Here is a 25,138-nt window from a genome sequence, read left to right on the forward strand (position 1 = left end):
CCCCAAATCTACCATAAACTTAACCTACTTATGTTATGGTGAGTCAAATATAAGTTTACAATAATTTAATATTTAAATTTTTCGGATAAACGACCTATATATTAGTCTAAGCGTGGATACTAGGGTTGTTGCTTATAATTAAGTTTTAAAGTGAAGATTGATTTAAGTAAAACAAGTTAAAGTATCACTTTAAATTAATTCCATAAAAAAAGGTGAACACTGTTCACCTTTTTTTGCCCCAAATCTACCATGAACTTAACCTACTTATGTTATGGTGATACCAATGTAATTTTAATTTGTTAAAATAGATGTATATATTAGACGAAAAGCATTTTTCATCGACAAAATACATATTTTTTCGGATTAAAAGCTTATAAACGTGGCAATTAGTAAGCACGTTCTTTATTACCTTCATAGAAATTTATAAAGGCTTTGTTAACCACTCTGTTGCCTCCATCTGTTGGATAATCACCAGTAAAATACCAATCGCCTAGGTTTTTAGGACAGGCTTTATGTAGGTTTTCAACAGGTTGGAAAATGATTTTAACCTCTGCGTTAACAGATTCGTCACTTAATAGCTCAGAAATCTTATCAGAGATTTGTTCATCCGTAAAATTGTTGTAGATGTCTTTAACATAGTTAACTACGTTTTTGTCTTTAAGGTCAACTTGCTTTAAACATTTTTGATAAACCTCTTCAACAATGTGATATTGATTGTTGTCTTTTAATAATTCTAAAGCAGCTCTAAATGCAACCAAACTTTCAAGGTTGGCCATATCAATACCATAACAATCTGGATAACGTATTTGAGGAGCAGAGGATACTACAATGATTTTTTTAGGTTTTAATCTATCCATCATCTTAATAATACTCTTCTTTAAAGTCGTACCTCTTACAATGCTATCATCTATAATAACAAGGTTGTCCGTTGGTTTTATAACTCCGTAAGTGACGTCATAAACGTGAGCAACCAAATCATCTCTACTGCTATCTTCGGTAATAAACGTTCTTAACTTAACGTCTTTGATCGCAATTTTTTCAATACGAGGTCTTTCTGATAAAATCTCCTCTACCTTTTCTGCAGATAGCTCTCTTTGACCATTAAGTATGGCTTGCGTTTTTTTATGATTTAGATGCTCTTCTACAGTATCAATCATACCAAAAAATGACGTTTCTGCTGTATTAGGTATAAAAGAGAACACGGTGTTTTTGGTGTCGTTATCAATAGCTTCAAGAACTTTTGGCATTAGTAATCTTCCCAATTCTTTTCGCTCTTCGTAAATTTCAGCATCACTTCCTCTAGAAAAGTAAATACGTTCAAAAGAACAGGCTTTGCGCTCTAAAGGCTCTAGAATTTTTTTGATTCGAATTTCACCAGATTTTTTTGTGATAATAGCATGTCCTGGATCTAACTCTTTTACATCGTCAAAAGCAACATTAAAAACAGTTTGTATTACAGGTCTTTCTGAAGCAACAACGACCACTTCATCATCTTTGTAATAATATGCAGGTCTTATACCGGCAGGATCTCTTAATACAAAAGAATCTCCATGACCTAACAAGCCTGCCATGGCATAACCACCATCCCAATTTTTAGCCGCACGCTTTAAAATTTTGCTAAGTTTAAGGCGCTCTGCAATTAGAGGTGAACATTCTATTTTAGAATAGCCTTCTTTTTTTAGGTCTTTGTAGATTTTGCTTACTGCGTCATCTAAGAAATGACCTATTTTTTCCATTACCGTGATGGTGTCTGCTTTTTCTTTTGGATGCTGACCAATATCTACTAGATTGTTAAAGAGTTCATTAACATTGGTCATGTTAAAGTTACCAGCTACAATAAGGTTTCTGTGCATCCAATTGTTTTGTCTTAAAAATGGATGAACACTTTCTACACTGTTTTTTCCAAAAGTACCATAGCGCACATGTCCTAATAATACCTCTCCCACATAAGGAATGTTCTTTTTTTGTAGTTCAACACTATCCTTATATTCAGGATGTTGTGTCATTTCCTTGTTGATGCGCTCATTAATTTGGGAGAAAATATCTTGAATAGGTTGCTGAGCTATAGATCGCACTCTACTTATATAGCGTTCGCCAGGTTTTGTGTCTAATTTAATACTTGCAAAGCCAGCACCATCTTGTCCGCGATTGTGCTGTTTTTCCATCATTAAATACATTTTGTTTACACCATAAAACGCACTACCATATTTTTCTTTGTAATATTCTAATGGTTTTAATAGCCTTATAAGTGCAATACCGCACTCGTGTTTTAAAGCATCACTCATGTTATGTAATAAAAAAACGCGCTAAAAATTGAGCGCGTTGGTTTTTTAAGTTAATTCTATATCAAATTGTGTTAGACTCTTAAATTGGTCTAAGCGTTTATGCACTTCTTCCGTTTTCAAATTCTCCATGCGCTCTGTGCCAAATTTCTCAACACAAAACGATGCTAATGTAGAACCGTATATTACGGCTGTTTTTAAATTTTCAAAAGAGTAATCGCCTGTTTTTGCTAAATAACCAGCAAAACCTCCAGCAAATGTATCACCAGCACCAGTTGGGTCAAAGACCTCTTCTAATGGTAATGCTGGTGCAAAGAACACACTGTCATTATGAAATAATAATGCTCCGTGCTCCCCTTTCTTAATAACTACATACTTTGGTCCCATTTCATGAATCTTCCTTGCGGCAATAACCAATGAATATTCGCCAGTTAATTGTCTTGCCTCTTCATCATTAATGGTAATGACGTCTATATGTTTTATGGTGTTGTGTAAATCTTCTAATGCACAATCCATCCAAAAATTCATGGTATCTAAAATTACCATTTTTGGTTTGGTTGTCATTTGATTTAACACACTCATTTGCGTTAATGGGTGCAAGTTTCCTAACATTACGACTTCAGCATCTTTGTAATTGTCTGGGACAACAGGCTCAAAATCTGCTAAAACATTAAGTTCTGTTGCTAAGGTGTCTCTAGAATTCATGTCGTTATGGTATTTACCACTCCAAAAGAAGGTTTTGCCATCTTTTACGATTTCTATACCAGACACGTCAATATTTTTATTAGACATAAGGTCTAAATATTCTTGCGGAAAATCTCCACCAACCACTGAAACTACAGCAGAATCTACATTAAAATTAGAAGCAGCTAAGCCAATAAAAGTGCCAGCACCACCAAGAATTTTGTCAGTTTTACCAAAAGGTGTTTCAATGGCATCAAAGGCTACAGTACCAACAATTACTAATTTACCCATTAAAGTAAGTTTGAATTAAGGTGCAAAAGTACATAAAATATATTGCTGATGAAACATACAGAGTAACATCTGCATTTAATTATTTTCTTCCAAAATCTGCAGGAATTTCTCCCCAAGCTTTGGTCTCCCATTTAACGATGGTAGTAGTGTAGTTGTTTTCTTTCAGCCATTTTACAGCTCTGTCTACCAAATCAAAAACAGGTTTGTTTTTAGCGTTGCGTTCTAATTTAGAATTGCACATTTTTTTTCGTACCCAACTCATTGCGGTTTTAGAGTCGGTATAAATGATTCGGTCGCTATTATGCTGTTTTAAAAATGCTAATCCGTGAACGATAGCTAAAAATTCGCCAATATTGTTGGTGCCTTCTTCAAAAGGACCTTGTATAAAGAGTTGTTTTTTTGTTTTGGTATCTACACCGCGATATTCCATTTTGCCTGGATTACCAGAAGATGCAGCATCTACTGAAATTGAATTATAATTGGGTTGTCCTATTTTTTTGAGTTGTTCGTCAGATAGTTCGCTTTTAAAACTTTTTGATTTACCAATGTAATCTTTTGAGCCATCTTTGTATGCTTTTTTTGCAGCTTCAAAAGTTGAAAACGATTTATACTGAGCACCTTTGAAATCTTTGATTTGAGCTTTACAGTCATCCCAAGACTCAAAGACTCCGGTTTTGTGGCCTTTCCAAACGGTGTAGTATTTCTTTTTCTTTTTAGCCATTTAATAACTTTTCAACAACTCTCGGAAAATGCTCCATTTCCAATTCATGGATTTTAGCAGCAACATCATCAGCTGTATCTAACGCTTTTACTTCACATTTTGCTTGAAAAATAATTGCTCCTTCGTCATAATTTTCATTTACATAATGAATCGTTATGCCAGTTTCAGTTTCTTTATTTTCTACAACTGCATTGTGTACGTGCATACCATACATGCCTTTTCCACCATATTTTGGCAGCAAAGCAGGATGAATATTTATGACTTTGTTTTCAAACTCCTTGAGAATAAATTCAGGAAATTTCCAGAGAAAACCTGCAAGCACAATTAAATCTGGTTTTGAAGATCTTAAAATATTTAAAACATCTTCAGACTTACTGAATGCTATTCTGTTAAATGACAAAGCGCTAACATTTAGTCTTTTACAACGATCTATAACTTTGGCATGAGGATTGTTAGTCAGTACTTGAATAACAGACGCATTATCGCTGTTTTGAAAAAACTTAATTAAATTTTCAGCATTAGATCCACTACCGGACGCAAAAATTACAATACGCTTCATTTACAGTTATATTGGGTTATTATTCAGAAACAAAAAAAAGAATAATAATTAACAATTAGGCGCAAAACTTAAATTCTTATACCGAATTTTTAGCATTGATATGCACATTTTATCGGTAAAGGTGATTTTTAAAATAAAGTTTTTTATTTTTGCGGTCTAATTAAAACTTAAAATTAAAAGATTATGTCAGACATTGCATCAAGAGTAAAAGCGATTATCGTAGACAAATTAGGTGTTGATGAAAACGAAGTTGTAACTGAAGCAAGCTTCACTAACGACTTAGGTGCAGATTCATTAGATACTGTAGAATTAATCATGGAATTTGAAAAAGAATTTGATATTCAAATCCCAGACGATCAAGCTGAAAACATTGCAACAGTTGGTCAAGCTATCTCTTATATAGAAGAAGCAAAATAAGACTTTATTTTTATGGAATTAAAGCGAGTAGTAGTTACTGGTCTAGGTGCACTTACACCTATTGGCAATACCAAAGATGAATATTGGAATGGTCTTGTTAATGGAAAAAGCGGTGCTGCCCCAATCACGCATTTTGATGCTGAGAAGTTCAAGACGCAATTCGCTTGTGAAATAAAAAACTTTGAAGTTACTGACTTTATTGACAGAAAGTTAGCGCGTCAAATGGATAAATTTTCGCAATATGCAATGGTAGCTTCGGATGAGGCAATCGCAGATTCGAAATTAGATCTAGACGCAATTAACAAATACAGAGTAGGAGTAATTTGGGGAGCTGGTATTGGTGGTTTAGAAACATTTCAAGAAGAAGTGCTTAACTATGCTGCTGGTGACGGTACACCTCGTTTTAGTCCTCGTTTCATTCCAAAAATGATAGCAGATATAGCACCAGGAAACATATCTATTAAATATGGTTTCATGGGTCCTAACTACACAACAGTATCAGCTTGTGCATCTTCTGCCAATTCAATGATTGATGCTCTAAACACTATACGTTTAGGCCATTGTGATGTTGTAATTACTGGTGGAAGTGAAGCAGCGGTAACTATTGCTGGTATGGGAGGATTTAACGCTATGCATGCTATGAGTACCAGAAACGATAGTCCTGAAACTGCCTCAAGACCTTTCGATGCAAATCGAGATGGTTTTGTATTAGGTGAAGGAGCAGGTTCTATTGTTTTAGAAGAGTATGAGCACGCTAAAGCAAGAGGAGCTAAAATCTACGCAGAAGTTGTAGGTGGAGGTTTGTCTTCAGATGCATATCATATGACAGCACCACATCCTGATGGTATTGGAGTTGTTGCGGTAATGAAAAACTGTTTAGAAAATGCTGGTTTAAAACCCGAAGATGTAGATCATATTAATACACACGGAACATCAACTCCATTAGGAGACGTTGCCGAATTAAAAGCTATATCAGAAGTGTTTGGAGACCATGCAAAGAAGATTAATATTAATTCTACTAAGTCTATGACTGGTCACTTGTTGGGTGCTGCAGGTGCTATTGAGGCTATTGCGTCTATTTTAGCATTAGAGTACGGTATTATACCACCAACAATTAACCATGAAACAGCAGACGAAAATATAGATCCAGAATTAAATTTAACGCTCAATAAAGCTCAGAAACGAGATATTAAAATAGCAATGAGTAATACATTTGGATTTGGCGGTCACAACGCTTGTGTATTATTTAAAAAATTAGACTAAATCCCGAATGAGTTTCATTCGTAACATATTAAAAAATTCCCGTTCATTCGATGACGGGAATTTTTTTTTAAAACTCAAAGAGATTCTTGGATTCAAGCCAAGATCGCAAAATTTATACATTAAGGCTTTTACGCATCGTTCGATGAACATTAAGGATAAAAAAGGAAATCCTATTAACTACGAACGACTAGAATTTGTTGGAGATGCTATGATAAGTTCAGTTATTGCGGCTTATCTCTATGAACAAGTTCCTCACGGAGATGAAGGTTATCTTACCAAAATGCGCTCAAAAGTAGTGAGTAGAGAGCATCTTAATGAATTGGGTAAGGAGCTAAATCTCATAGGTTTAGTGCAGAGTAGAATACCAAAATCTAATTTTGGAAATAATATTCACGGTAATCTTTTTGAAGCTTTAGTTGGTGCTATTTATTTAGATAGAGGCTACAAAGCATGCGAAAAGTTTTTATATAAGCGGATTATAAATCCGCATGTAGATATTGAAACCTTAGAAGGCAAAGTTATTAGCTATAAAAGTTTATTGATAGAGTGGTGCCAAAAAGAGAAAAACACTTTTGATTATGAAGTGTATGAAGATACAGGTAATGATGAGTTAAAACATTTCTCGGTAAGACTAAGTATTAACGATAAAGTCGTTTCTAAAGCCAGAGCAACTTCTAAGAAAAAGGCAGAAGAAAAGGCATCAAAGCGTGCTTTTTTTGCCTTCCAAAAGCAAATTACAAAGCTTATATAATATAGAGTTTATCGAGATTGAATCTTAAAGCTAAAATCTACAACGTTTTCGTAGTTTTTAAGGGTTAAGATTAACCAAAAGTTGACATTACCAACCCATTATTGTGCTATATTTACCAATTAAAGTTATAACGGTATGGCGTTGCATAAACTTATGGTTGATGATTTTTATGACGATACCTACAAACTCATTGCTATACATTGTGGGTTAGAAGACTATCGTTTAGCCTATCTGCTTAACCAAAGTTTAGACCTTAGACTACAACGAAAAACGGAAGATTTAGATATGGAATATTTAAAATCTTCTTACAGTATTTTTGAGTGGGATAATGCTTCCCAATACGTTACTTGGAACTTAGTGTCTAATGTTTGTAAAAAAGAAGAAGATAGTTTGTACAGTACAGGTTTATTTCAAACTAACGAAAAAGTAATTAAAACATTCAATCTTGTTCCAGAGTATAAAAAAGTAGATTATTTTATAAAGATTTCTGATGAAATACAGAATGTCAACGAAAAACTTATATTAAATAAGCTTCAAAATATACCACAGATTATAACTAGCTATTCGGTTAATCCGTCTGAACTAAAATCTAAAGATCATTTAATTTTTTGAATTGATGCCAAATAAAAAAACCAAAATAGTAGCCACATTAGGCCCAGCAACGAGTAATAAGGAAACCTTAAAAGCAATGCTAGAAGAGGGAGCTAATGTGTTTAGAATTAACTTCTCTCATGCTAATTACGATGACGTAAAAGAGCGCATAAACATGATTCGCGAACTCAATGAAGAGTTTGGGTTCAATGCTGCAATATTAGCAGATTTACAAGGTCCTAAGCTTAGAGTAGGTACTATGAAGGGTGAAGTTATTGTAGATGAAGGAGACGAAATAATTTTTGCCACAGGAAAACGATTTGAAGGTACTAAAGAGCGTGTCTACATGACTTATGAAAAGTTTCCTCAAGACGCAAAACCAGGTGAACGTATTTTATTAGATGACGGAAAATTGATTTTTGAAGTTGTTTCTACTGATGGGAAAAAAGAAGTAAAAGCTAAGGTTATCCAAGGAGGTCCTTTAAAATCTAAAAAAGGAGTGAATCTTCCTAATACCAATATTTCTCAACCAGCTTTAACCGAAAAAGATATCGAAGATGCCATTTTTGCTATTGGTCAGGAAGTAGATTGGATTGCATTGTCCTTTGTGCGTCATGCCGAAGATTTAATGGAATTAGAAGAGCTTATTAAAGAACACGGAAATTATAAAATTCCTATTATAGCCAAGATTGAAAAGCCAGAAGCTGTTGAAAATATCGACAAGATTGTTGCCTATTGTGATGGCTTAATGGTAGCTCGTGGTGATTTGGGAGTAGAAATCCCAGCGGAGGAAGTACCTTTAATACAAAAGCAACTAGTATTAAGAGCCAAGCGTGCCAGAATTCCGGTAATTATTGCAACGCAAATGATGGAAACTATGATTACTAGTTTAACACCAACACGTGCTGAGGTAAATGATGTTGCCAACTCTGTAATGGATGGTGCTGATGCTGTAATGCTTTCAGGAGAGACGTCTGTTGGTCAGTATCCTGTACAGGTTATTCGTCAGATGGCAAATATTATTAGAAGTGTAGAGGATTCTCCTTTAATTGAAGTGCCCCAATCACCTCCTCATATTCGTACTAAGCGTTATATCACAAAGTCTATTTGTTATCATGCTGCCAACATGGCGAATGAGATTAATGCAAAAGCCATTTCGACACTTACAAATAGTGGGTATACAGCATTTCAAATTTCAGCATGGAGACCACAAGCACATATTTTAGTATTTACATCTAACAAGCGTATTTTATCTCAATTGAGTTTACTTTGGGGTGTAAAAGCTTTCTACTATGATAGATTTGTAAGTACTGACGAAACCATAGAAGACGTTAACGCTATTGCATGTAAAAAAGGATATCTAGAAGTCGGAGATATGTTAATTAGTTTAGCAGCAATGCCAATTAAAGATAGAGGTATGGTAAATACGTTACGTGTCACCGAGATTGAAAGCTGTAGTTTTTAAGTAAGATATTAGTATTAAATATAAAAGGCTCAATAATTTTATTGAGCCTTTTTGTGTAAATACCAAACTTTAGTTGTATGCTAACAGATCCTTAAAATGTATTAATAATTTAGGGACATCAACTATATAAAAGTTTAATCTCTTAATCCATTATAAACTTAAGTCCTGCTGTAATGATACTAGAGCTAAATGTGGTATTTCTATCGTATTTGTAATACTTTAAATCAACGCTTTTTAATCCAAATTTCCATATATGAGCTTTTGTAAATATGTCTGTATAGGAAATACCAAAGCCAAACTGGTTGGATGAATATTTAGACAAATCATAATCTGACGTATAAAATTCGTAGCTAGACAAAGCCGTTTCATAAGGATAAAAATAGTCTGCCGCAGTTTGATTATAAAATCTATAAGATGGATATAATGTAAATTTATCAGATATTTTAAAAGGTATTTCAATACTAGCTGTGTGCGAATTAATGCCCCAATCATCAAAATAATAACGATAAAAAGTTCTTACAGTAAAGGATTCGCTTAGATACCAATTCAATCGACCTCCAATTGCCACTTTAAATCTTGAGTCTGGTAGTTGTTCAATCGCGTCCGCAAGCTGAAAATCTTCAATAAAAGAATCGGCAATGTCAGAAAAATACACACGCTGAAAAGGAGTAGACAATAGGCCATCTTGCTTTACTAAATCTACAGATAATGATCCCTGTACGTTTTTATGTAGTATTTGAGAAAGTCCAAAACCAACAGAATAAGAATTTCTACTTTCATCCTTAAATTCTGTAAATAAAGGGCTGTAATTTTGGTTTCCTGTAATGGTATTCTGTGTGAATAATGAATTATTTATCCCACTGCCATTTTCACCAAAGGGCCTTAATTCTATGGGATATATAGCATTCCAAGTATCTAAATATACATTGGCACTAATACTAAATTCAGTATTCTTTTCATTAAAAAGTTTAGTATAACTACCTCCAAAACCCAAAGAAAAGTAATCATATTCAGTAGATACCGATAATTTAGCAGACCATATATCATTCCTGTCATCAGAACTGTGGCTATAACTTGCAGTAAGATTAGACCACACATCACCACTAGAAGCACCAGAAGATGCTTGAAATGGACTAGCAGTGCCATCATCAAAAGGATTAATATTACTTGAAGAAGCAGAAGTATAAGCAGAAACACCAGCATCAATAGTTAATATATCATCCTCATTTAGAGGAATAGAAACAACAAATGTAGCTGTAACGTCTGTTAACTCCTCAGTACCAGTTCCGCCACTTACAGCAGCATTATCACCATCTTGGGTATAATAACTCGATAAAAAATCGATCTCTGTTGTTTCCAAGACTCTTTTTTTATAAACACTTGTTGAGTCTTGACTCGTTTGCGCGCTTAGTTTTAAAAAACCAAAAAGGGCTAATATAATTACGAACTTTTTCAATCTTATTGATTTTTAATTACAACCACAGCCACCACCTGTTTTTCCTCCGTTTGCTCCAGTAGCAGCTTCCCTGTAAGAATGCATTGTGCTTACATTTCTATCACATTTTTTGTCTGCTAATACCATGTCTGGGTCATTAATATTTACTTTTTCATATTCTTTTACAACCACACAGCTGCTCAATGAGCATGAAAATATAGCGAGTATTATTATTTGTTTAATCATGATGATTTTCTATTTCGATGTTTTTTGACTTTATAATATTTCCCTTATCGTCTATAATAATGCATTCAATATTTGGGAGTTGATTAATGCGGTCAAGACCTGTATCTTTTCCCATAACAAAAACAGAAGTTGCCAAAGCGTCTGCCAGTTCAGCTTTTGGTGCAAAAACGGTAACGCTTATTATACCACTCGACGGATAACCTGTTCGAGGATCAATAATGTGTGAATACCTTATTCCGTTAAAATTCACAAACTTCTCATAGTTTCCTGAAGTTACCACAGCACTATTATTAATAGGTAATAGCGCAAACGCCTTATTCTTGTTTAAAGGGTTTGTAATAGCAACTTTCCATTCACTTCCATTAGGTTGTTTTCCCCAGGTATTCATATCTCCAGATGCATTGATAATCCCAGCAGTAACTCCTTTAGACATAAGCAACTCTTTAGCTTTATCTGCCGCATAACCTTTACCAATAGCTCCAAAACCAATCTTCATACCCTTAAGCTTTAAAAAGACTGTGTTTTTAGATTTGTCTAGTATAATATTTTTAAAGCCTACCTTTTCTACAGAGGCTTTAATTTCATCTTCACTTGGCATCTCTTTCATGCTGCCATCAAATTTCCAGATTTTATCCATTGAGGCATAACTGATATCAAAAGCACCATCTGTAAGATGAGAAATAGCAATTGCTCGCTCTATAAGCTGAAATAATTCTAGGTCGACTTCTACTGCTTTTATACCTGAGTTTCTATTAATTTTGGATGTTTGCGAATTTTCATCCCAAGATGAAATAAGATTCTCAATTCTTTCAATTTCATCAACAGCTAGTTTAATAAATTTTTTTCCTTCTATAGAATCTTTTGCAACAACAGTAATGTCAAAACGGCTACCCATTAACTTGAGAGTTTCCTTGAAAGTTTGTTGGGCCGAACTTATATGAACAGTAGTTATAAATAGGACTAATGTGAGAAGGTATTTCATTTGCTTAAATTTATTTTAAAAAAGCATTTATTTCTTCGATATACTTTTTTGGTGTCGCTTTTTTATAGCTCGTCTCACCAAGAACTTCTCCTTTTGAGTTTAAAACAACTACAAAAGGAAAGTAACCTTGCTTATTATATTTTTCAGCAAGTTTTTTGTTGGCTTCTGTTTGTTCTTCTGAGAGTTTGTTGCTTTTTTTTCTTGGAAAATCTGCCTTTAGCATCACATAATGTTCTTTAGCATAGGATTTAAATTCTTCTGTACTCCAAATTTCTTTATCTAGTTTTATACAAGGAGCACACCAATCAGAACCTTGAAAAACTAAAATAATTGGCTTGTTGCTGCTAGTAGCAATTTCTTGTGCTTCAGAAAAGTCTGTGTGCCATTCTTGTGCATTTACTATTGCAATGCTAAACAACAATGATAGTGTAGTGAGTATTATCTTCATTTTTTTAAAATATAACAACATAGTTAAACGGAAGATACGTTAGTTTATTTTTGTTGATGTAACTTTTATTACAAAACCACATAAGCAATTTAAGAATTATGATTTGATAATAGTTTAAAAATCAAACTTTAGTTGTACACTAACAGATTTTTTATCCTCATCAATTGGTTTTGATTGTTTGTCCTTGTCAGTATTTAGATTAGATAGTGATATTCCCAAAAGCCGAACAGAGTTGTTTAATTTTTCTTGATATAATAACTCTTTTGCGGTTTCTAGAATAATAGATTTATCGCTGATAAAATAAGGAAGTGTTTTACTACGAGTTTGCAAAGTAAAGTCGCTGTATTTAATTTTTAATGTTATCGTTTTTCCCGCTACTTTGCTTTTTTCTAAACGTTTTGAAACTTCTTCTGCAATGTGATCTAACTTTTCGAGCATAAAAATTTCCGAAGATAGGTTTTCGCTAAAGGTACGCTCTGCTGCTAAGGACTTTCTTATGCGGTTTGGTTTAACTTCACTATGATGAATTCCTCTAACCACATAGTAGTAGTAACGACCAGATTTACCAAAGTTTTTATCTAGGTATTCGAGGCTTTTAGATTTTAAATCTTTACCGGTAAATATGCCTTTTTGATACATTTTTTCGGCAGTAACCTTACCAACACCATAAAATTTTCTGATGTCTAAATCTTCTAAAAATTGAAGTACATCTTCGGGATTTACAGTTTTTTGTCCGTTAGGTTTATTATAATCACTCGCCACTTTAGCAATAAATTTATTGATAGAGATGCCTGCGGAAGCTGTTAAGCCCACTTCGTCATAAATACGTTGTCTTATCTTCTTAGCAATTAAAGTAGCGCTAGGAAGCCCTATTTTGTTTTCAGTAACATCTAAATAGGCTTCATCTAAAGATAAAGGTTCGACCAAATCAGTGTAGTCAAAAAATATTTTACGTATTCGGTTAGAAATTTCCTTGTATCTATCAAATCGAGGTCTTACAAATATAAGTTCAGGACAGAGTTTTTCTGCCAAACGACCAGACATGGCGCTTTTTACTCCAAATTGTCGTGCTTCGTAACTTGCAGCACTAATAACTCCACGTTTTCCGCCACCACCAACAGCAATAGGTTTACCTTTAAGTTCAGGATCATCCATTTGCTCAACAGAAGCATAAAATGCATCCATATCTACGTGAATTATCTTTCTTATTGGTAAATCGTTTAGCATAGTGTAAATTTAGACATTAAATACCGTTTAATGACCGTAGAAATAGAGCGTAAATTTTTAGTGAATTCTAATGATTTTAAAAAAGAAGCATCGAAAAGTTATAGCATAAAACAGGGCTTTTTGAATAGCCATGAAGAGCGCACAGTAAGAGTAAGATTAAAAAACGATAAAGGGTACTTAACCATAAAAGGAAAATCTTCGGAAGATGGATTGGTGCGTTTTGAATGGGAAACTGAAATTACGAAGCAAGAAGCAGAACAACTCTTAGCGTTGTGTGAAGATGGTATAATTGATAAAATACGCTACGAAGTAAACTTTGGAAACCACACTTTTGAGATTGATGAATTTTTTGGAGAAAATGATGGTTTAGTCATTGCTGAGGTAGAATTACGATCTACAAACGAAGATTTTAATAAACCTGAATGGTTAGGAATAGAAGTTACAGGAGATATTAAATATTATAATTCTCAATTGAGTAAACAACCTTATAAAAACTGGAAATAATGAAAAAAATATTATTACTATTTTTAATGCTATGCCTTGTAGTATCATGTAAATCTTCTGATGCAAATAGCAATGAAGTGAAGCCAGAGTCTATAGCTAAACTAAAAGCAGAACTTATAAAAAAAGGTTTTCAAATTTTTGATTATGTAGATGAAAAAACCCAAGACACTATATTAATGCAACAATATTATATTGCATTTTTAAAAAAAGGGCCAACACGAAGCCAGAACAAAGAAGAGGCTGCTGAGTTACAAAAAGCACATTTAGCACACCTAGGCAAAATGTACAAGTTAGGTTATGCCGATATTTCTGGTCCTTTTGGAGACGATGGAGATATAAGAGGAATTACTATTTACAACGTACCAACATTAAAAATGGCTGATAGTTTAGCTAATGCCGATCCTATGGTAAAAGCTGGGCGTTTGATTATAGAAATTCATCCATGGTGGGCTGCTAAAGGTTTTCCGTTACGATAAAATAAAAACGCTCTGATTTCTCAGAGCGTTTTTTACTTTTATAAGGTTGAATTGTTTACTGTTGCACTTCTGGTCCACCACTTACAATTTTAAACTCAGAACGTCTGTTTTGAGAATGTTCTTCATCAGTACAGTTAGAACCACAATCAACCTTAGGCTCAGATTCACCTTTACCTTCAGCAGAAATACGAGATGCATCAATACCTTTAGAGATTACGTACTGTTGTGTGCTCTTAGCTCTACGCTGAGAAAGTCTTTGGTTATAAGAATCAGATCCTCTATTATCGGTATGAGATGTAGCGTTGATTACTAAATCTGGATACTTGTTCATGATTTGAACTAATTTATCTAATTCAAAAGCAGCTTGTGCAGTGATATTAGATTTGTCAAAATCAAAGTAAATTGGATTTAGAACGATTTCTTCTGGAGTTATAATTTTCTCGATAGGATCTAAAGAAATCTGAACAGCTAATTCTTCTTCGCTAGTACCTTTTACAGGTACTTTTTTGCTTTCAAAATCTTCCATCACAACTTCTAGCTCAGTGTCTTGCTCACACTCAACTATAAATTCTGCAACACCTTCTTCATTAGTGGTTTTTGTAACTACTTTATTTCCTTCTGCATCGTATAATGAAACAGAAGCACCATTTAATGGCTCTCTCGTTTTATCATCTAATACCGTTGCCGTAATTAAAACATCACAAAGTGGCTGAAGTTTTTTAAATGCATAAACATCATCACTTCCTTGTCCACCTTCTCTGTTAGAAGACACAAATCCTTCTTCGGTTTCTTCATTAATTGTAAAAGCAAAATCATCACCATTACTGTTAATAGGAATACCAACATTTCTTACAGGTGCCATCTTACCGTCAATAACTTTGGTGTAAAACACATCCATACCACCCAAACCTAAGTGGCCATTAGAAGAGAAATAAAGCGTGTTATTACTACTTATGTAAGGGAACATTTCTTGACCTTCGGTATTAACTTTTTGTCCTAAGTTTTCAGGCTCACCTAAAGTACCATCTTCATTGATCGCAGCTTTGTATAGGTCAAAATTACCATAACCTCCAGCCATGTTAGAAGAAAAGTATAATGTTGAACCATCTGCACTCACAGAAGGGTTTTTAACAGAATAATTTTCGCTATTTACACCTAAGCTTTCAACAGAATCCCAATCGTCTCCTAATTTAGTAGCTTTAAATAAGTATAGTTGGCTATAACGCACTTTACTTAAAGAATCTTTTTGAAAATCTTTTTCAAAGTAGCTCTCTCTAGAAAAATACATTGTTTTACCATCTGGTGTGAAAGAAACTAAACCTTCATGGTACTTAGTGTTAATCTCATTGTTCATTAAAGTGGCATTGCCATAAGCACCATCAGAATTTTTAGTTAAGGTATAAATATCTAAGAAAGGCTCTTCGTTCCAACCATAAGTTTTGCGGTTATCATTTCTTGCAGATGTAATATAAAGTTTACCATCGTGCTCTACACCACCAAAGTCAGATTGTGCTGAATTAAAGCCAGCATCCTGAACATTAAACTTTTTACCTTGTTCTAAAATCTTTGGTAAATAGTTAGGGTTTTTTCTAAAAGCAGTTGCTCTGTTATCTGACGGACGCATAGAAGCAAATTTTTCCATTTGCTTGTTAGATTCTTCATATTTTCCGTTAGCCTTTAGCATTTCAGAATATTTATAAATCATCTCAGGATTGTCACCAGATTCTAAAGCTTTAGCGTACCATTTTTCTGCTTCAACAGTATTAAAGATATTGTAGTAGCACTCTGCTAATTGGCCATAAACATAAGAAGAACCATCTCCTTTATCTATGAGCTTTTTATAACTTTCAGCGGCATCTACGTATTCGAACCTTGCGAATTCCTTGTCAGCCTTTTTGGTGTTTTTGTTCTGAGCAGTTAAGCATAAACCACTCATCAACGTGATAAATAATAGTGTTTTTAAGTTTTTCATAATTGTTTAGCTTAACTGATTAAAAGTATCTTGGTGAACGAGAAACACGTTTTGGGAAATTAAGGTCAAACAGCAACATAACTTCGTGAGAAGCAGGAGCATAAGCCTTAATATCTGAAGAGACAGCATCATAAGCGTAACCCACTCTAAAGGAAGGTGATAATGCAAAATTAACTAACCCAGAAAACGAATCGTCTAATCGATATGAAGCACCTATTTCAAATTTTTTGAAGAATCTTGCATTAAGGTTTACATCAAAAGACGTTGGTGCATCAAATGCCGATTTAACCATAAATGAAGGTTTTAATTCTGTATTAGGTGACAAGTCAAAAACATAACCACCTGTTAAGAAATAGTGTTGCGTTTCAGAACCAATTTTATTTCCATTAGAATCTAAATGTACTGATGACAACATATTTGGAACTGATACTGACAAGTAATATTTATTAGTATAGTAAAAGAATCCAGCACCAATGTTTGGTGTAGTTTCGTTGATTTGCATACCAAAGAATGGATCTCCTTGGTCAATAACATCTACATTACTTGTAGTAAGATTTATATCGTGAAATGTAGCACCTGCTTTAACACCAAATGCTAAACGGTGTTCACCACCTAATTTTAAGGTATAGGATAAATCAACATAGGCATTAGTCTCTTTTACAGGTCCGATTTGGTCTGCAATGAGAGATACACCTAAACCTAGATTACTACCAATAGGTGAGTGTCCAAAGAATGTTCCTGTTTCAGGACCGCCATCTATTTTAGTCCATTGGTTTCTGTATAATAATCCAAAAGAAAGATTCTCTCTAGAACCAGCATAAGCTGGATTCATTATATTCATATTATACATGTACTGCGTATACTGTGGATCTTGTTGCCCATACATTTGAAATGCAAGAAGCAAAACCGCTATTATCGTGAGTTTTTTCATTATAAATTAAGTTGATTCAGTTGTTGATTATCTGTTTATATATACCCATGCGCTCTTTTGCTTCGCACCACCTTCGTAGATAACAGTATAGAAATATGTTCCTACAGGCAGTTCTTCGCCGTCATTAGTTTGACCTTCCCACTCGTCGACATAGTTGTTTTTAGAATATACTAGAGTTCCATTTCTATTAAAGATTTCAAGTTTTACAACATTGAAGCTACTTAAGTCGAAACTATCGTTTAAGTCATCATTATTAGGCGAAATACCTTCAGGGAAAATACAAGACTCTAACTCTACTACAGTAGTGGTTACTGTATTTGTACAACCAGAAGCATTAAACATCATTTCTGCTGAGTATTCTCCAGAAACTAAAACAGTATCTAGAGTTAATCCACTAGCTCCCGCTATCACAGCACCATCTAATAACCAAGTTACCGAAACATCAGCGGCTGTAAAGTTATCTGGTACAATACCTATAGTAACAGGTACTGTTGCATTAGGACAAACTTCGTATTCAAATTGAGAGTCAAAAGTTGCTAATGGAATTAAGTTAACTTCTAAATTAAAAGAAGTCGTTTCATAACATCCAGTATTATTATCCTCAACTCTTACATATACCGTTTCACCGCTACTAGTATATGGACTAGCTAATGCAGCAGCATTATTGTCTGCATCATCTTGAGATGAGTGATACGTTATTGTAACATCTGTGCTTGTACTTACTTCATCATCAATTGAAGTTAAATCAAATTGAGTAGAACCATCTACAGCACCATCTGTATCATCACAAACTACAAAATCAGCAGGTTGATTAGCAGTAGGTCTAGGGTTAACAACTAATTCTACTTCAGATAATTGACGACATCCCAGGAAGCCATCATTTGAAGCATTAACATCTTCAATTCTCATAATTAATGTTTCTCCTGATGTAGTGTAAGGTGACGCTACTGCATCGATTGCTTGGTTAGCATTATCAGTGCTAGTGTAATAACTTACAACAAAATCATCACCTAAACCTAATGAAGCTGTTAAATCGTCTAAATCAAATTCTTCAACACCATCAGAACCAGGTCCATCACAAACAGTAATGTTTTGAGGATCTACAGTTGGAGATTCATTATATAATTTTACATCTATCAAGGCAGAGAAATATGTTTCACTTTGGTCACAAATTCCACCTAATACTTGAACTTGGTACGTTCCAGATTCAGTTACAGTAAAGTTAGGTTGGTTAGAATCAGGTACTATAAACCCATCTTGGTACCATCTGTATTCATCTACACTGTAGAATGTACTAGCTGTTAAAGCCACACTATTATATCCGCAGAATTCAAAAGTTTCATCTGGTGTTAAAGGGTCTTCGATATCATCGTCAACATCACCACCTTCTACAGCTAAGGTAACATCACAAACTACATCACAGTTAGTTCCGTCTGGTGGACCAGAATCTTGAGTAAATGTATAGAAACCTGGTTGTTGAGAGTAGTTAGTGATTAATATAACATATACTGAATTTGCAGGTACACCTGTAAGGGTAATAGTTTCACTTGCAGTAGCAGAGAAACTACAGTCAGCAATTGTTTCAGGTAGTAAATCTACACAACCTCCTTGCTGATCTACAAAAGGTCCCCAAACTAAAAAGTCAATATCTAAAGGAGTACCTGTATTACTTGTTTGGTCTAAACTAAATACATAATCTCCCGCTTCATCAAAGTTAATTGTATTCCACTGAGGATCTGGTTGTGATCCTAAACAATCATAATCTAAATATGGAGGTGCAACTTGATCACCAACAATACTTTCGTATTGAATTGAAGGATCGGCACAAATTGGTAATGCATCTAAACAGTATGAAGGTATACCTATTGTACTGATACATAAATCAAATGTGCTTGTTTCAGCAGAACTACCAGCAGAGAAAACTCTTACGTAGTATGTTTCGCCAATAACTAAAGCAGAAGTTATACTATATGTATCATCAGAACAATATAGCTCTACAAGATTGTCGCAACCTCCAGCATATAAAGCATGGTCTATATTGGTAGTACCACCAGTTATATTCTGAATATCTATAATCTGTTGATCACCCATTGCTGTAAATTGGAACCATACATCATCATCAGGATCACCAAAACAACTGCCACCTGGTACACCAGAAGGTGTTGCAGCAAGAATAGTTCCTGGAGTTACAGACTCACAGCTTTCTCCTGGATTTACAACAGCTACTGTTGCATTTATACATTCATCATTACTTGGAGGACAAGCCAATACTTCAAAAAATTCACTGCTTATTGTACAGTTGTTATCATCGTTATTAGCAACAAAAACCTTAACTGTATTTCCAAAAGGGAAAGGACCTGCTTGATACATGCCAGTAGTTGGCGCCGTTACAGTAGAAGCATCAAAATCATTTGAAATTTCTAAAGATGAAGCATCACCCATACTAGTTACATCAACATCAATATAGAATTGGTCAGTAGCACAGTCAGTATTTACTGTAAACCCAGCTTCAGGTAATGTACATGTCAATTCTTGAATGTTTACAGTAAAGTCTAAAGTAACACCCCAAGCACCATTATAACAAGGATTTGGTGGATCTTGACCACCATCAGCAGTACCAATACGCATTCTATGTACACCAATTGGTGCCGTTAATGGCATTACAAAAGAAGCATCTAATGTTGTTGGGTTTGCGTTAGTAGATTCTCCAGTGAAAACAAGCTCTGTGTCTTCAAATACTAAATTGTCATTAAAATCTATCCAGATATTTGTATCATAAGTAAAACCAGTTGCGAATGTTACAGCAACATTTGTATTAATACCTTGGAATACATTGACAGTTGGTGAAGTTTGGTCTTCATAAGTAACATCACCTAAACTAGGGAAGTCAGTAAAACCAATAGTTACATTTGTCACACCTTGACCATCATTACTAGTTGGCTCAGACTGGCAGTATCCAGTATAAAAAGAAGCAGGACCAGCAAATGAACTTAAGTTCGTAGGGTCACATTCTGCTTGTACATAAAAATCGTAATCTGTATCTGATGTTAAACCAGATAATTCAAATGGATTATCAGTAACACCAGTAACTAAAGTACCTGTTCCAGGAGCAAAACCTGCAGGACCATATTCTATATTCCAAGTCGTTGAAGTACCTGTCTCTGTCCAACCTACTTCTGTAGAAGTTAAACTTAAGTTATTAGAAGTAAGATCTGTTGGTTCTGGACATGTAGGAATCCCTCTAACGCGGAAGTTATCTACAAAAATATCATTATCTTCTGGGTCATCAACAGTACCTTCAGAACCTAAGATTCCAAATTGTACAATTTGACCAGCATAAGATTCAAGTGTAACTACAGGATGCTCACCAGTTGCAGAAACAACAGAAGTACTATCGTAAGTTAAAAGCGGTGTCCATGTTACACCATTATCATTAGTAATTAATAACTGAACAGTATCGTCAGATCCTAATGTACCTGCATTAGTAGAACTACCAAACTCCATGATTCCAAAATCAAATTCTACTTGGAAAGGACCACCAGTTAAATCAAACTGAGGAGATAGAATCCAATCACTTTTTGAAGCAACCCATAAGTTAATTTTGTATGCTCCGTCAAAACCATTATTAAGGAAACCATCTGCTCCCCAAGCACCAGCACCAAAATCGCCAGGCCCTGTAGTAGCATCACCACTATCTGCCTCGTCCCAACAATCTGGAATTATAGTGCCAAATTGCTCAATGTAATCAGGTATGTAAACATCACATGTTGTTGTAAATGTGAAAGGCCCTGTCCAACCACTTAAATCACCACCACAATTAGCTTGCACATAATAATCATAAGTTGTTACTGAGGTTAAACCACCAACAGTATAAGGGTTTGACACACCACTATCAGTTGGTGTTCCTGTTGGAGGAGTACCAGTGGTTACAATCTCAATATTCCAATCTACAACTGTACCATCTTGAGACCAGCTTAATTCAGCTCCATTAGCAGTAATTGCTGCAGCATTTAATGCAGTAGGGTTAAAGCAAGAAGGTGCTTCATCAAATGTTACATCGTCGATAGCAATATCATCATAAAAATCTCCAGTTTCTATTTCTGAGAATATAAATCGAGCTTGAACATCTCCTGTAATTGTTAATGAACTCAAATCAATAACGATAAGTGTCCATCCGCCAGTATTGGTATTATATGTTGCCATGCTATTCCAAGCAGCGCCATCCCAAACTTCTACATCTAAATTACTGTTAGCATTACCTTCATTATCACTTAATAAGTAAAACGAGAGAGCAGGAGTGGTTAGAGCAGATACATCAACAAGAGGACTTGTTAAGGTGCTTATTCCATCATTTCCAGAAGAATCAACCCAAGCAAAATAACCATTTGTAGCAGTAGTGCCTGTAATGGTTCCGTTGTTACCAATGTGGTTACCTGCACCTGTATCAGTAAACTGCCAGTCTTCACCACCATCCATAGACCAGCATAGAGGAATAGTACCACCATTTTCAAATCCTTCAGTATAAGGTGCTGTAAATGTTACACATTCTGTTGAAAAAGCAAAAGGTCCTACCCAAGAGCTAACATCTCCACCGCAATCTGCTTGCAGATAGTAAACATAATTAGAGGCAGGTGTTAATCCTGTAAGTGTGTAAGGATTTGAAGTTGCAACATCAGTAGGAGTTTCTGTCTGAGTTCCTCCATCAAGTATAACTTCAATATTCCAAAGAGTTGCAGTGCCATTTTCTGTCCATGTTAATGTAGCACCATCCGAAGATGTACTTACAATAGCAAGATCAGATGGTTCAGGGCATGTAACTTCAAAAATATTGATATCATCAAAACCAAAACCTTCATCTGTAACAGATGTATCAGATCCAAACGCAATTCTTAAGATTACATTAGATTGGCCGCCTAAACCTGTAAGAGCATGTCTTGCAGTAACCCAAGCATTTGTGCCTGCAGCACCAGTACCTGACCAACCTTCTTGTTGACCACCAGGATTACCGCCAATGGTATCATCTGTATACCAGTTGTTTGGATCTCCGTTAGCACCAACATTAACCCAAGTTGTACCTCCATCAATAGAAGACTGAAGTACAGCTCCATCCCAACTAAATTCAATATCATACCAGATACTTAATTCAATTGAAGGTGCGGCAAGTGACGAAAAGTCAAATACAGGACTTGTAACCCAAGAGCTTTCACTTGAATTGTAATTACCTGAGAGATTGGTTACCCAAGCGTTTGTACCCGAAGCAGCACTATTAATAATAGCGCCAGTTGGTGTACCTAAGGCCCAAGTACCATTTGTTGTGTTGTCAGCAACCCAACCACCATCACCAGACTCAAAGTCTTCAGTGTATGGAAAAGTAGTTATTTGTGCTTGAACATTTGTAATCGTAACAAATGAAAGCAGAAATAAAAATAGAGTAATCTTTTTCATTATTAATCGGTTTGTTAGAAATTATTTAACCCTTTATAATACGTTGATTATAAAGGATTTATTTTTTTTAATTTTTATGAGGCTTGGGTAAGCATATAGGGACGTTGATTAGCCGTTCTTTTTATGCCCATTCGAATATATAAAAAATGCCTATTAACGTAATGTTAACAATGTTATAATAGATGAACTACTTTATTTATCGATAAAAGGTTTATAGGGTTTTGAATTGTACATATACAGGAAAATGATCACTATATCCTCCTTTATATTTTTTGCCGACATAGGTTCTAAAAGGTTGTCCTTTGTATTTGCCATGATATTGTGTTACAAACTTAGAATTGAAAACATCTGCTTTTACAAATTTTAAATTTGAGCCATCTGGATCAAAGAAATTATCAGTAAACAATATTTGGTCAAACATGTTCCATTGAAAATTATGGTTTAGACTCCCTTTATTATAAGATAGAACTGTGCTAAAAGGATTGTATAAATTACTTTCTTTCTCCAGTAACATTAAGCTATCGTTATCAGGATTATCATTAAAGTCTCCCATAACAATAATTTTAGCATTACTTTGTTCGTTTTTTAACCTTGCGATAACACTGTTTACAACTTTAGCTGCTGCAAGTCTTTTGTATTCGGTTTCTTTTTCTCCTTCTCTACGAGATGACCAATGATTGACTATAATATGTAACTTTTCATTTCCTAATTGTCCCTCTACCAAAAGAACATCTCTTGTGTAGTCTCGTAGTCCTTCTTCATTTTGAAGATAGACTGAAAATGTTTCTGAATTTTCGACTTTAAAAAATGCCTCCTTATATATAAGAGCAACGTCAATACCTCTTTCGTCCAAAGAATCAAAGTGTACAAAATTATAGCCTAAGTCTTCTAAGTGTTCACTATTTATTAAATCCGTTAACACCTTATTGTTTTCAACTTCAGCTAAACCTACAATAACAGGCGACTTATCGTCTTCTTCACCAATTTGAGAAATGACCGAACCTAACTTTCGTAATTTGTTCTCATAGCGTTTGTAAGTCCATCGTTTTGCAGACGTTGGTAAAAAATCATCGTCATTGGTTAAAGGGTCGTTTTCTATATCGAATAAATTTTCGATATTATAAAAAGCTATTGTATAGGTTTCAGAATTTTCAATCATGCCATAAAAATATAGCTTTTTAAAAATATACTAAGGAAAAACCATTTCCGTAACTTTGCACTTTATTTTATTTATGCTAGAGAAAAAAGACATAGAATTAGAGCGCGTTGCACTTGTTGGGATAATAACTCAAGAACAAGATGAAGAAAAGTCTAAAGAATATTTAGATGAGCTAGAGTTTTTAACCTATACAGCTGGTGGAGACGTTGTAAAACGTTTTACACAAAAAATGACAATACCAAATCCTAAAACATTTATAGGAACCGGTAAAATGGAAGAAGTGATGAACTTTGTAAAAGACAATGAAGTTGGCACTGTAATATTTGATGATGAGCTTTCACCAGCGCAAGAACGCAACATTAGTAAAATACTGAATTGTAAAATTTTAGATAGAACCAACCTTATCCTAGATATATTTGCCCAACGTGCACAAACCAGTTATGCCAGAACTCAGGTAGAATTGGCACAATGTGAATACCTACTACCGCGATTAAAAGGGATGTGGACACACCTTGAGCGACAAAAAGGTGGTATTGGTATGCGTGGTCCTGGTGAAACAGAGATTGAAACCGATAGACGTATTGTACGCGACAAAATTGCGTTGCTAAAGGCTAAGATAAAAACCATCGATAAGCAGATGGCTGTTCAGCGAGGTAACAGAGGTAAAATGGTGCGTGTGGCTCTTGTAGGTTATACCAATGTTGGTAAGTCAACGTTGATGAATGTGATTAGCAAGAGTGAAGTCTTTGCCGAAAACAAGCTCTTTGCAACCTTAGACACAACCGTTAGAAAAGTGGTGATTGGTAACTTGCCATTTTTGGTAAGTGATACGGTAGGTTTCATCAGAAAGTTACCGACGCAATTGGTAGAATCGTTTAAAAGTACTTTAGATGAAGTTAGAGAAGCAGATTTGTTGTTGCATGTGGTGGACATTTCGCATTCAAATTTTGAAGAACATATAGAATCGGTAAATCAGATTTTAGACGAAATTGAAAGCAAAGACAAACCGACAATAATGGTTTTTAATAAGATTGATGCATACGAGCCAGAACCTTTTGATGAAGACGATTTAGTTGAAGAACGCACCAAAGCAAACTTTACCATTGAAGAATGGAAAAAAACCTGGATGTCTAGAGTTGGAGATAATGCCCTTTTTATTTCGGCATTGAACAAAGAAAATATGGATGAATTTAGAAAACGTGTCTATCAAGAAGTGCGAGAAATTCACGTCACTCGTTTTCCATACAATCATTTCCTATATCCAGACGTTGAAGATATAGAGTAAATTA

Annotated in this window: 21 protein-coding genes; 8 read left to right on the plus strand and 13 right to left on the minus strand. The window is 34.7% G+C overall.

Annotated elements, in window-relative coordinates; translation table 11 throughout:
• Window positions 1–386: 386 nt before the first annotated feature.
• The 4 genes from MST30_RS06110 to purN form a co-directional block, all read right to left on the minus strand.
• The gene (locus tag MST30_RS06110; protein ID WP_243473497.1) at window positions 387–2,285 is read right to left on the minus strand and encodes an amidophosphoribosyltransferase; all 1,899 of its coding nucleotides are present in this window, start codon (window positions 2,283–2,285) and stop codon (window positions 387–389) included.
• 45 nt (window positions 2,286–2,330) lie between these two features.
• Window positions 2,331–3,257, minus strand: a complete 927-nt coding sequence (locus tag MST30_RS06115) for a PfkB family carbohydrate kinase (protein ID WP_243473498.1) — start codon at window positions 3,255–3,257, stop codon at window positions 2,331–2,333.
• 79 nt (window positions 3,258–3,336) lie between these two features.
• Window positions 3,337–3,978, minus strand: coding sequence for a ribonuclease H1 domain-containing protein (locus MST30_RS06120; protein ID WP_243473499.1), 642 nt, complete (start codon window positions 3,976–3,978; stop codon window positions 3,337–3,339).
• Window positions 3,971–4,537: a phosphoribosylglycinamide formyltransferase gene (purN, locus tag MST30_RS06125; protein WP_243473500.1), complete on the minus strand. Its 567-nt coding sequence runs from the start codon at window positions 4,535–4,537 to the stop codon at window positions 3,971–3,973. Before purN ends, MST30_RS06120 begins: the two co-directional genes overlap by 8 nt.
• A gap of 183 nt (window positions 4,538–4,720) precedes the next feature.
• On the opposite strand from purN, the gene MST30_RS06130 reads away from it, so the two are divergent.
• From MST30_RS06130 to pyk, 5 genes are all read left to right on the plus strand, one after another.
• Entirely contained in the window at window positions 4,721–4,954 is a 234-nt protein-coding gene (locus tag MST30_RS06130; RefSeq protein ID WP_008269813.1) for an acyl carrier protein, read from the plus strand.
• A 12-nt stretch (window positions 4,955–4,966) separates the two neighbouring features.
• Complete coding sequence (gene fabF / locus MST30_RS06135; RefSeq protein WP_243473501.1) at window positions 4,967–6,217, plus strand: beta-ketoacyl-ACP synthase II; 1,251 nt, start codon at window positions 4,967–4,969, stop codon at window positions 6,215–6,217.
• A 7-nt stretch (window positions 6,218–6,224) separates the two neighbouring features.
• The gene (gene rnc, locus MST30_RS06140; protein WP_243473502.1) at window positions 6,225–6,968 is read left to right on the plus strand and encodes a ribonuclease III; all 744 of its coding nucleotides are present in this window, start codon (window positions 6,225–6,227) and stop codon (window positions 6,966–6,968) included.
• 135 nt (window positions 6,969–7,103) lie between these two features.
• Window positions 7,104–7,580, plus strand: a complete 477-nt coding sequence (locus MST30_RS06145; RefSeq protein ID WP_243473503.1) for an IPExxxVDY family protein — start codon at window positions 7,104–7,106, stop codon at window positions 7,578–7,580.
• 4 nt (window positions 7,581–7,584) lie between these two features.
• Window positions 7,585–9,024 (plus strand): pyruvate kinase, encoded by a 1,440-nt coding sequence (pyk, locus tag MST30_RS06150; protein ID WP_243473504.1) that lies wholly within the window; start codon window positions 7,585–7,587, stop codon window positions 9,022–9,024.
• Window positions 9,025–9,166: 142 nt separating this feature from the next.
• Here the strand turns inward: pyk and MST30_RS06155 are convergent, their stop codons facing one another.
• The 5 genes from MST30_RS06155 to dinB all read right to left on the minus strand — a co-directional run bounded on the left by MST30_RS06155 (window position 9,167) and on the right by dinB (window position 13,362).
• Entirely contained in the window at window positions 9,167–10,486 is a 1,320-nt protein-coding gene (locus MST30_RS06155; protein WP_441372798.1) for a DUF3570 domain-containing protein, read from the minus strand.
• A gap of 6 nt (window positions 10,487–10,492) precedes the next feature.
• Window positions 10,493–10,705, minus strand: a complete 213-nt coding sequence (locus MST30_RS06160) for a DUF4266 domain-containing protein (RefSeq protein WP_243473505.1) — start codon at window positions 10,703–10,705, stop codon at window positions 10,493–10,495.
• Window positions 10,698–11,687 carry an FAD:protein FMN transferase gene (locus tag MST30_RS06165; RefSeq protein WP_243473506.1) on the minus strand — a complete coding sequence of 330 codons (990 nt, stop codon included), beginning with the start codon at window positions 11,685–11,687 and terminating at the stop codon, window positions 10,698–10,700. Before MST30_RS06165 ends, MST30_RS06160 begins: the two co-directional genes overlap by 8 nt.
• Window positions 11,688–11,697: 10 nt before the next feature.
• Window positions 11,698–12,135: a thioredoxin family protein gene (locus MST30_RS06170; RefSeq protein WP_243473507.1), complete on the minus strand. Its 438-nt coding sequence runs from the start codon at window positions 12,133–12,135 to the stop codon at window positions 11,698–11,700.
• 114 nt (window positions 12,136–12,249) lie between these two features.
• Window positions 12,250–13,362 (minus strand): DNA polymerase IV, encoded by a 1,113-nt coding sequence (dinB, locus tag MST30_RS06175; RefSeq protein WP_243473508.1) that lies wholly within the window; start codon window positions 13,360–13,362, stop codon window positions 12,250–12,252.
• A gap of 30 nt (window positions 13,363–13,392) precedes the next feature.
• On the opposite strand from dinB, the gene MST30_RS06180 reads away from it, so the two are divergent.
• Both MST30_RS06180 and MST30_RS06185 read left to right on the plus strand, forming a co-directional pair.
• Complete coding sequence (locus MST30_RS06180; protein WP_243473509.1) at window positions 13,393–13,866, plus strand: CYTH domain-containing protein; 474 nt, start codon at window positions 13,393–13,395, stop codon at window positions 13,864–13,866.
• Window positions 13,866–14,342: a YciI family protein gene (locus tag MST30_RS06185; RefSeq protein ID WP_243473510.1), complete on the plus strand. Its 477-nt coding sequence runs from the start codon at window positions 13,866–13,868 to the stop codon at window positions 14,340–14,342. The genes MST30_RS06180 and MST30_RS06185 overlap by 1 nt, the downstream gene beginning before the upstream one ends.
• 55 nt (window positions 14,343–14,397) lie before the next feature.
• Here MST30_RS06185 and MST30_RS15770 read toward each other — a convergent pair whose 3' ends face one another.
• From MST30_RS15770 to MST30_RS06205, 4 genes are all read right to left on the minus strand, one after another.
• Window positions 14,398–16,314 (minus strand): OmpA family protein, encoded by a 1,917-nt coding sequence (locus MST30_RS15770; protein ID WP_243473511.1) that lies wholly within the window; start codon window positions 16,312–16,314, stop codon window positions 14,398–14,400.
• Window positions 16,315–16,333: 19 nt separating this feature from the next.
• Window positions 16,334–17,245, minus strand: coding sequence for a PorP/SprF family type IX secretion system membrane protein (locus MST30_RS06195; protein WP_243473512.1), 912 nt, complete (start codon window positions 17,243–17,245; stop codon window positions 16,334–16,336).
• Between the two features lie 27 nt (window positions 17,246–17,272).
• Window positions 17,273–22,690, minus strand: coding sequence for an FIDD domain-containing protein (locus MST30_RS06200; protein ID WP_243473513.1), 5,418 nt, complete (start codon window positions 22,688–22,690; stop codon window positions 17,273–17,275).
• Window positions 22,691–22,901: 211 nt separating this feature from the next.
• Complete coding sequence (locus MST30_RS06205; protein ID WP_243473514.1) at window positions 22,902–23,849, minus strand: endonuclease/exonuclease/phosphatase family protein; 948 nt, start codon at window positions 23,847–23,849, stop codon at window positions 22,902–22,904.
• A gap of 73 nt (window positions 23,850–23,922) precedes the next feature.
• Here MST30_RS06205 and hflX point away from each other — a divergent pair, with 73 nt between their 5' ends.
• Complete coding sequence (gene hflX / locus MST30_RS06210; RefSeq protein ID WP_243473515.1) at window positions 23,923–25,134, plus strand: GTPase HflX; 1,212 nt, start codon at window positions 23,923–23,925, stop codon at window positions 25,132–25,134.
• Window positions 25,135–25,138: the final 4 nt, after the last annotated feature.

Origin of the sequence: Winogradskyella sp. MH6 (assembly GCF_022810765.1) — a bacterium.
Classification (GTDB): Bacteria; Bacteroidota; Bacteroidia; order Flavobacteriales; family Flavobacteriaceae; genus Winogradskyella.

Bases quoted from the DNA above. Each gene is read 5' to 3' on its own strand.
- MST30_RS06110 (WP_243473497.1), bottom strand. From the start codon at position 2,285: ATGAGTGATGCTTTAAAACACGAGTGCGGTATTGCACTTATAAGGCTA.
- MST30_RS06205 (WP_243473514.1), bottom strand. From the start codon at position 23,849: ATGATTGAAAATTCTGAAACCTATACAATAGCTTTTTATAATATCGAA.
- dinB (WP_243473508.1), bottom strand. From the start codon at position 13,362: ATGCTAAACGATTTACCAATAAGAAAGATAATTCACGTAGATATGGAT.
- MST30_RS06180 (WP_243473509.1), top strand. From the start codon at position 13,393: ATGACCGTAGAAATAGAGCGTAAATTTTTAGTGAATTCTAATGATTTT.
- MST30_RS06170 (WP_243473507.1), bottom strand. From the start codon at position 12,135: ATGAAGATAATACTCACTACACTATCATTGTTGTTTAGCATTGCAATA.
- fabF (WP_243473501.1), top strand. From the start codon at position 4,967: ATGGAATTAAAGCGAGTAGTAGTTACTGGTCTAGGTGCACTTACACCT.
- MST30_RS06120 (WP_243473499.1), bottom strand. From the start codon at position 3,978: ATGGCTAAAAAGAAAAAGAAATACTACACCGTTTGGAAAGGCCACAAA.
- pyk (WP_243473504.1), top strand. From the start codon at position 7,585: ATGCCAAATAAAAAAACCAAAATAGTAGCCACATTAGGCCCAGCAACG.
- MST30_RS06165 (WP_243473506.1), bottom strand. From the start codon at position 11,687: ATGAAATACCTTCTCACATTAGTCCTATTTATAACTACTGTTCATATA.
- MST30_RS06115 (WP_243473498.1), bottom strand. From the start codon at position 3,257: ATGGGTAAATTAGTAATTGTTGGTACTGTAGCCTTTGATGCCATTGAA.
- hflX (WP_243473515.1), top strand. From the start codon at position 23,923: ATGCTAGAGAAAAAAGACATAGAATTAGAGCGCGTTGCACTTGTTGGG.
- MST30_RS15770 (WP_243473511.1), bottom strand. From the start codon at position 16,314: ATGAAAAACTTAAAAACACTATTATTTATCACGTTGATGAGTGGTTTA.
- MST30_RS06130 (WP_008269813.1), top strand. From the start codon at position 4,721: ATGTCAGACATTGCATCAAGAGTAAAAGCGATTATCGTAGACAAATTA.
- MST30_RS06160 (WP_243473505.1), bottom strand. From the start codon at position 10,705: ATGATTAAACAAATAATAATACTCGCTATATTTTCATGCTCATTGAGC.
- MST30_RS06185 (WP_243473510.1), top strand. From the start codon at position 13,866: ATGAAAAAAATATTATTACTATTTTTAATGCTATGCCTTGTAGTATCA.
- rnc (WP_243473502.1), top strand. From the start codon at position 6,225: ATGAGTTTCATTCGTAACATATTAAAAAATTCCCGTTCATTCGATGAC.
- purN (WP_243473500.1), bottom strand. From the start codon at position 4,537: ATGAAGCGTATTGTAATTTTTGCGTCCGGTAGTGGATCTAATGCTGAA.
- MST30_RS06200 (WP_243473513.1), bottom strand. From the start codon at position 22,690: ATGAAAAAGATTACTCTATTTTTATTTCTGCTTTCATTTGTTACGATT.
- MST30_RS06145 (WP_243473503.1), top strand. From the start codon at position 7,104: ATGGCGTTGCATAAACTTATGGTTGATGATTTTTATGACGATACCTAC.
- MST30_RS06195 (WP_243473512.1), bottom strand. From the start codon at position 17,245: ATGAAAAAACTCACGATAATAGCGGTTTTGCTTCTTGCATTTCAAATG.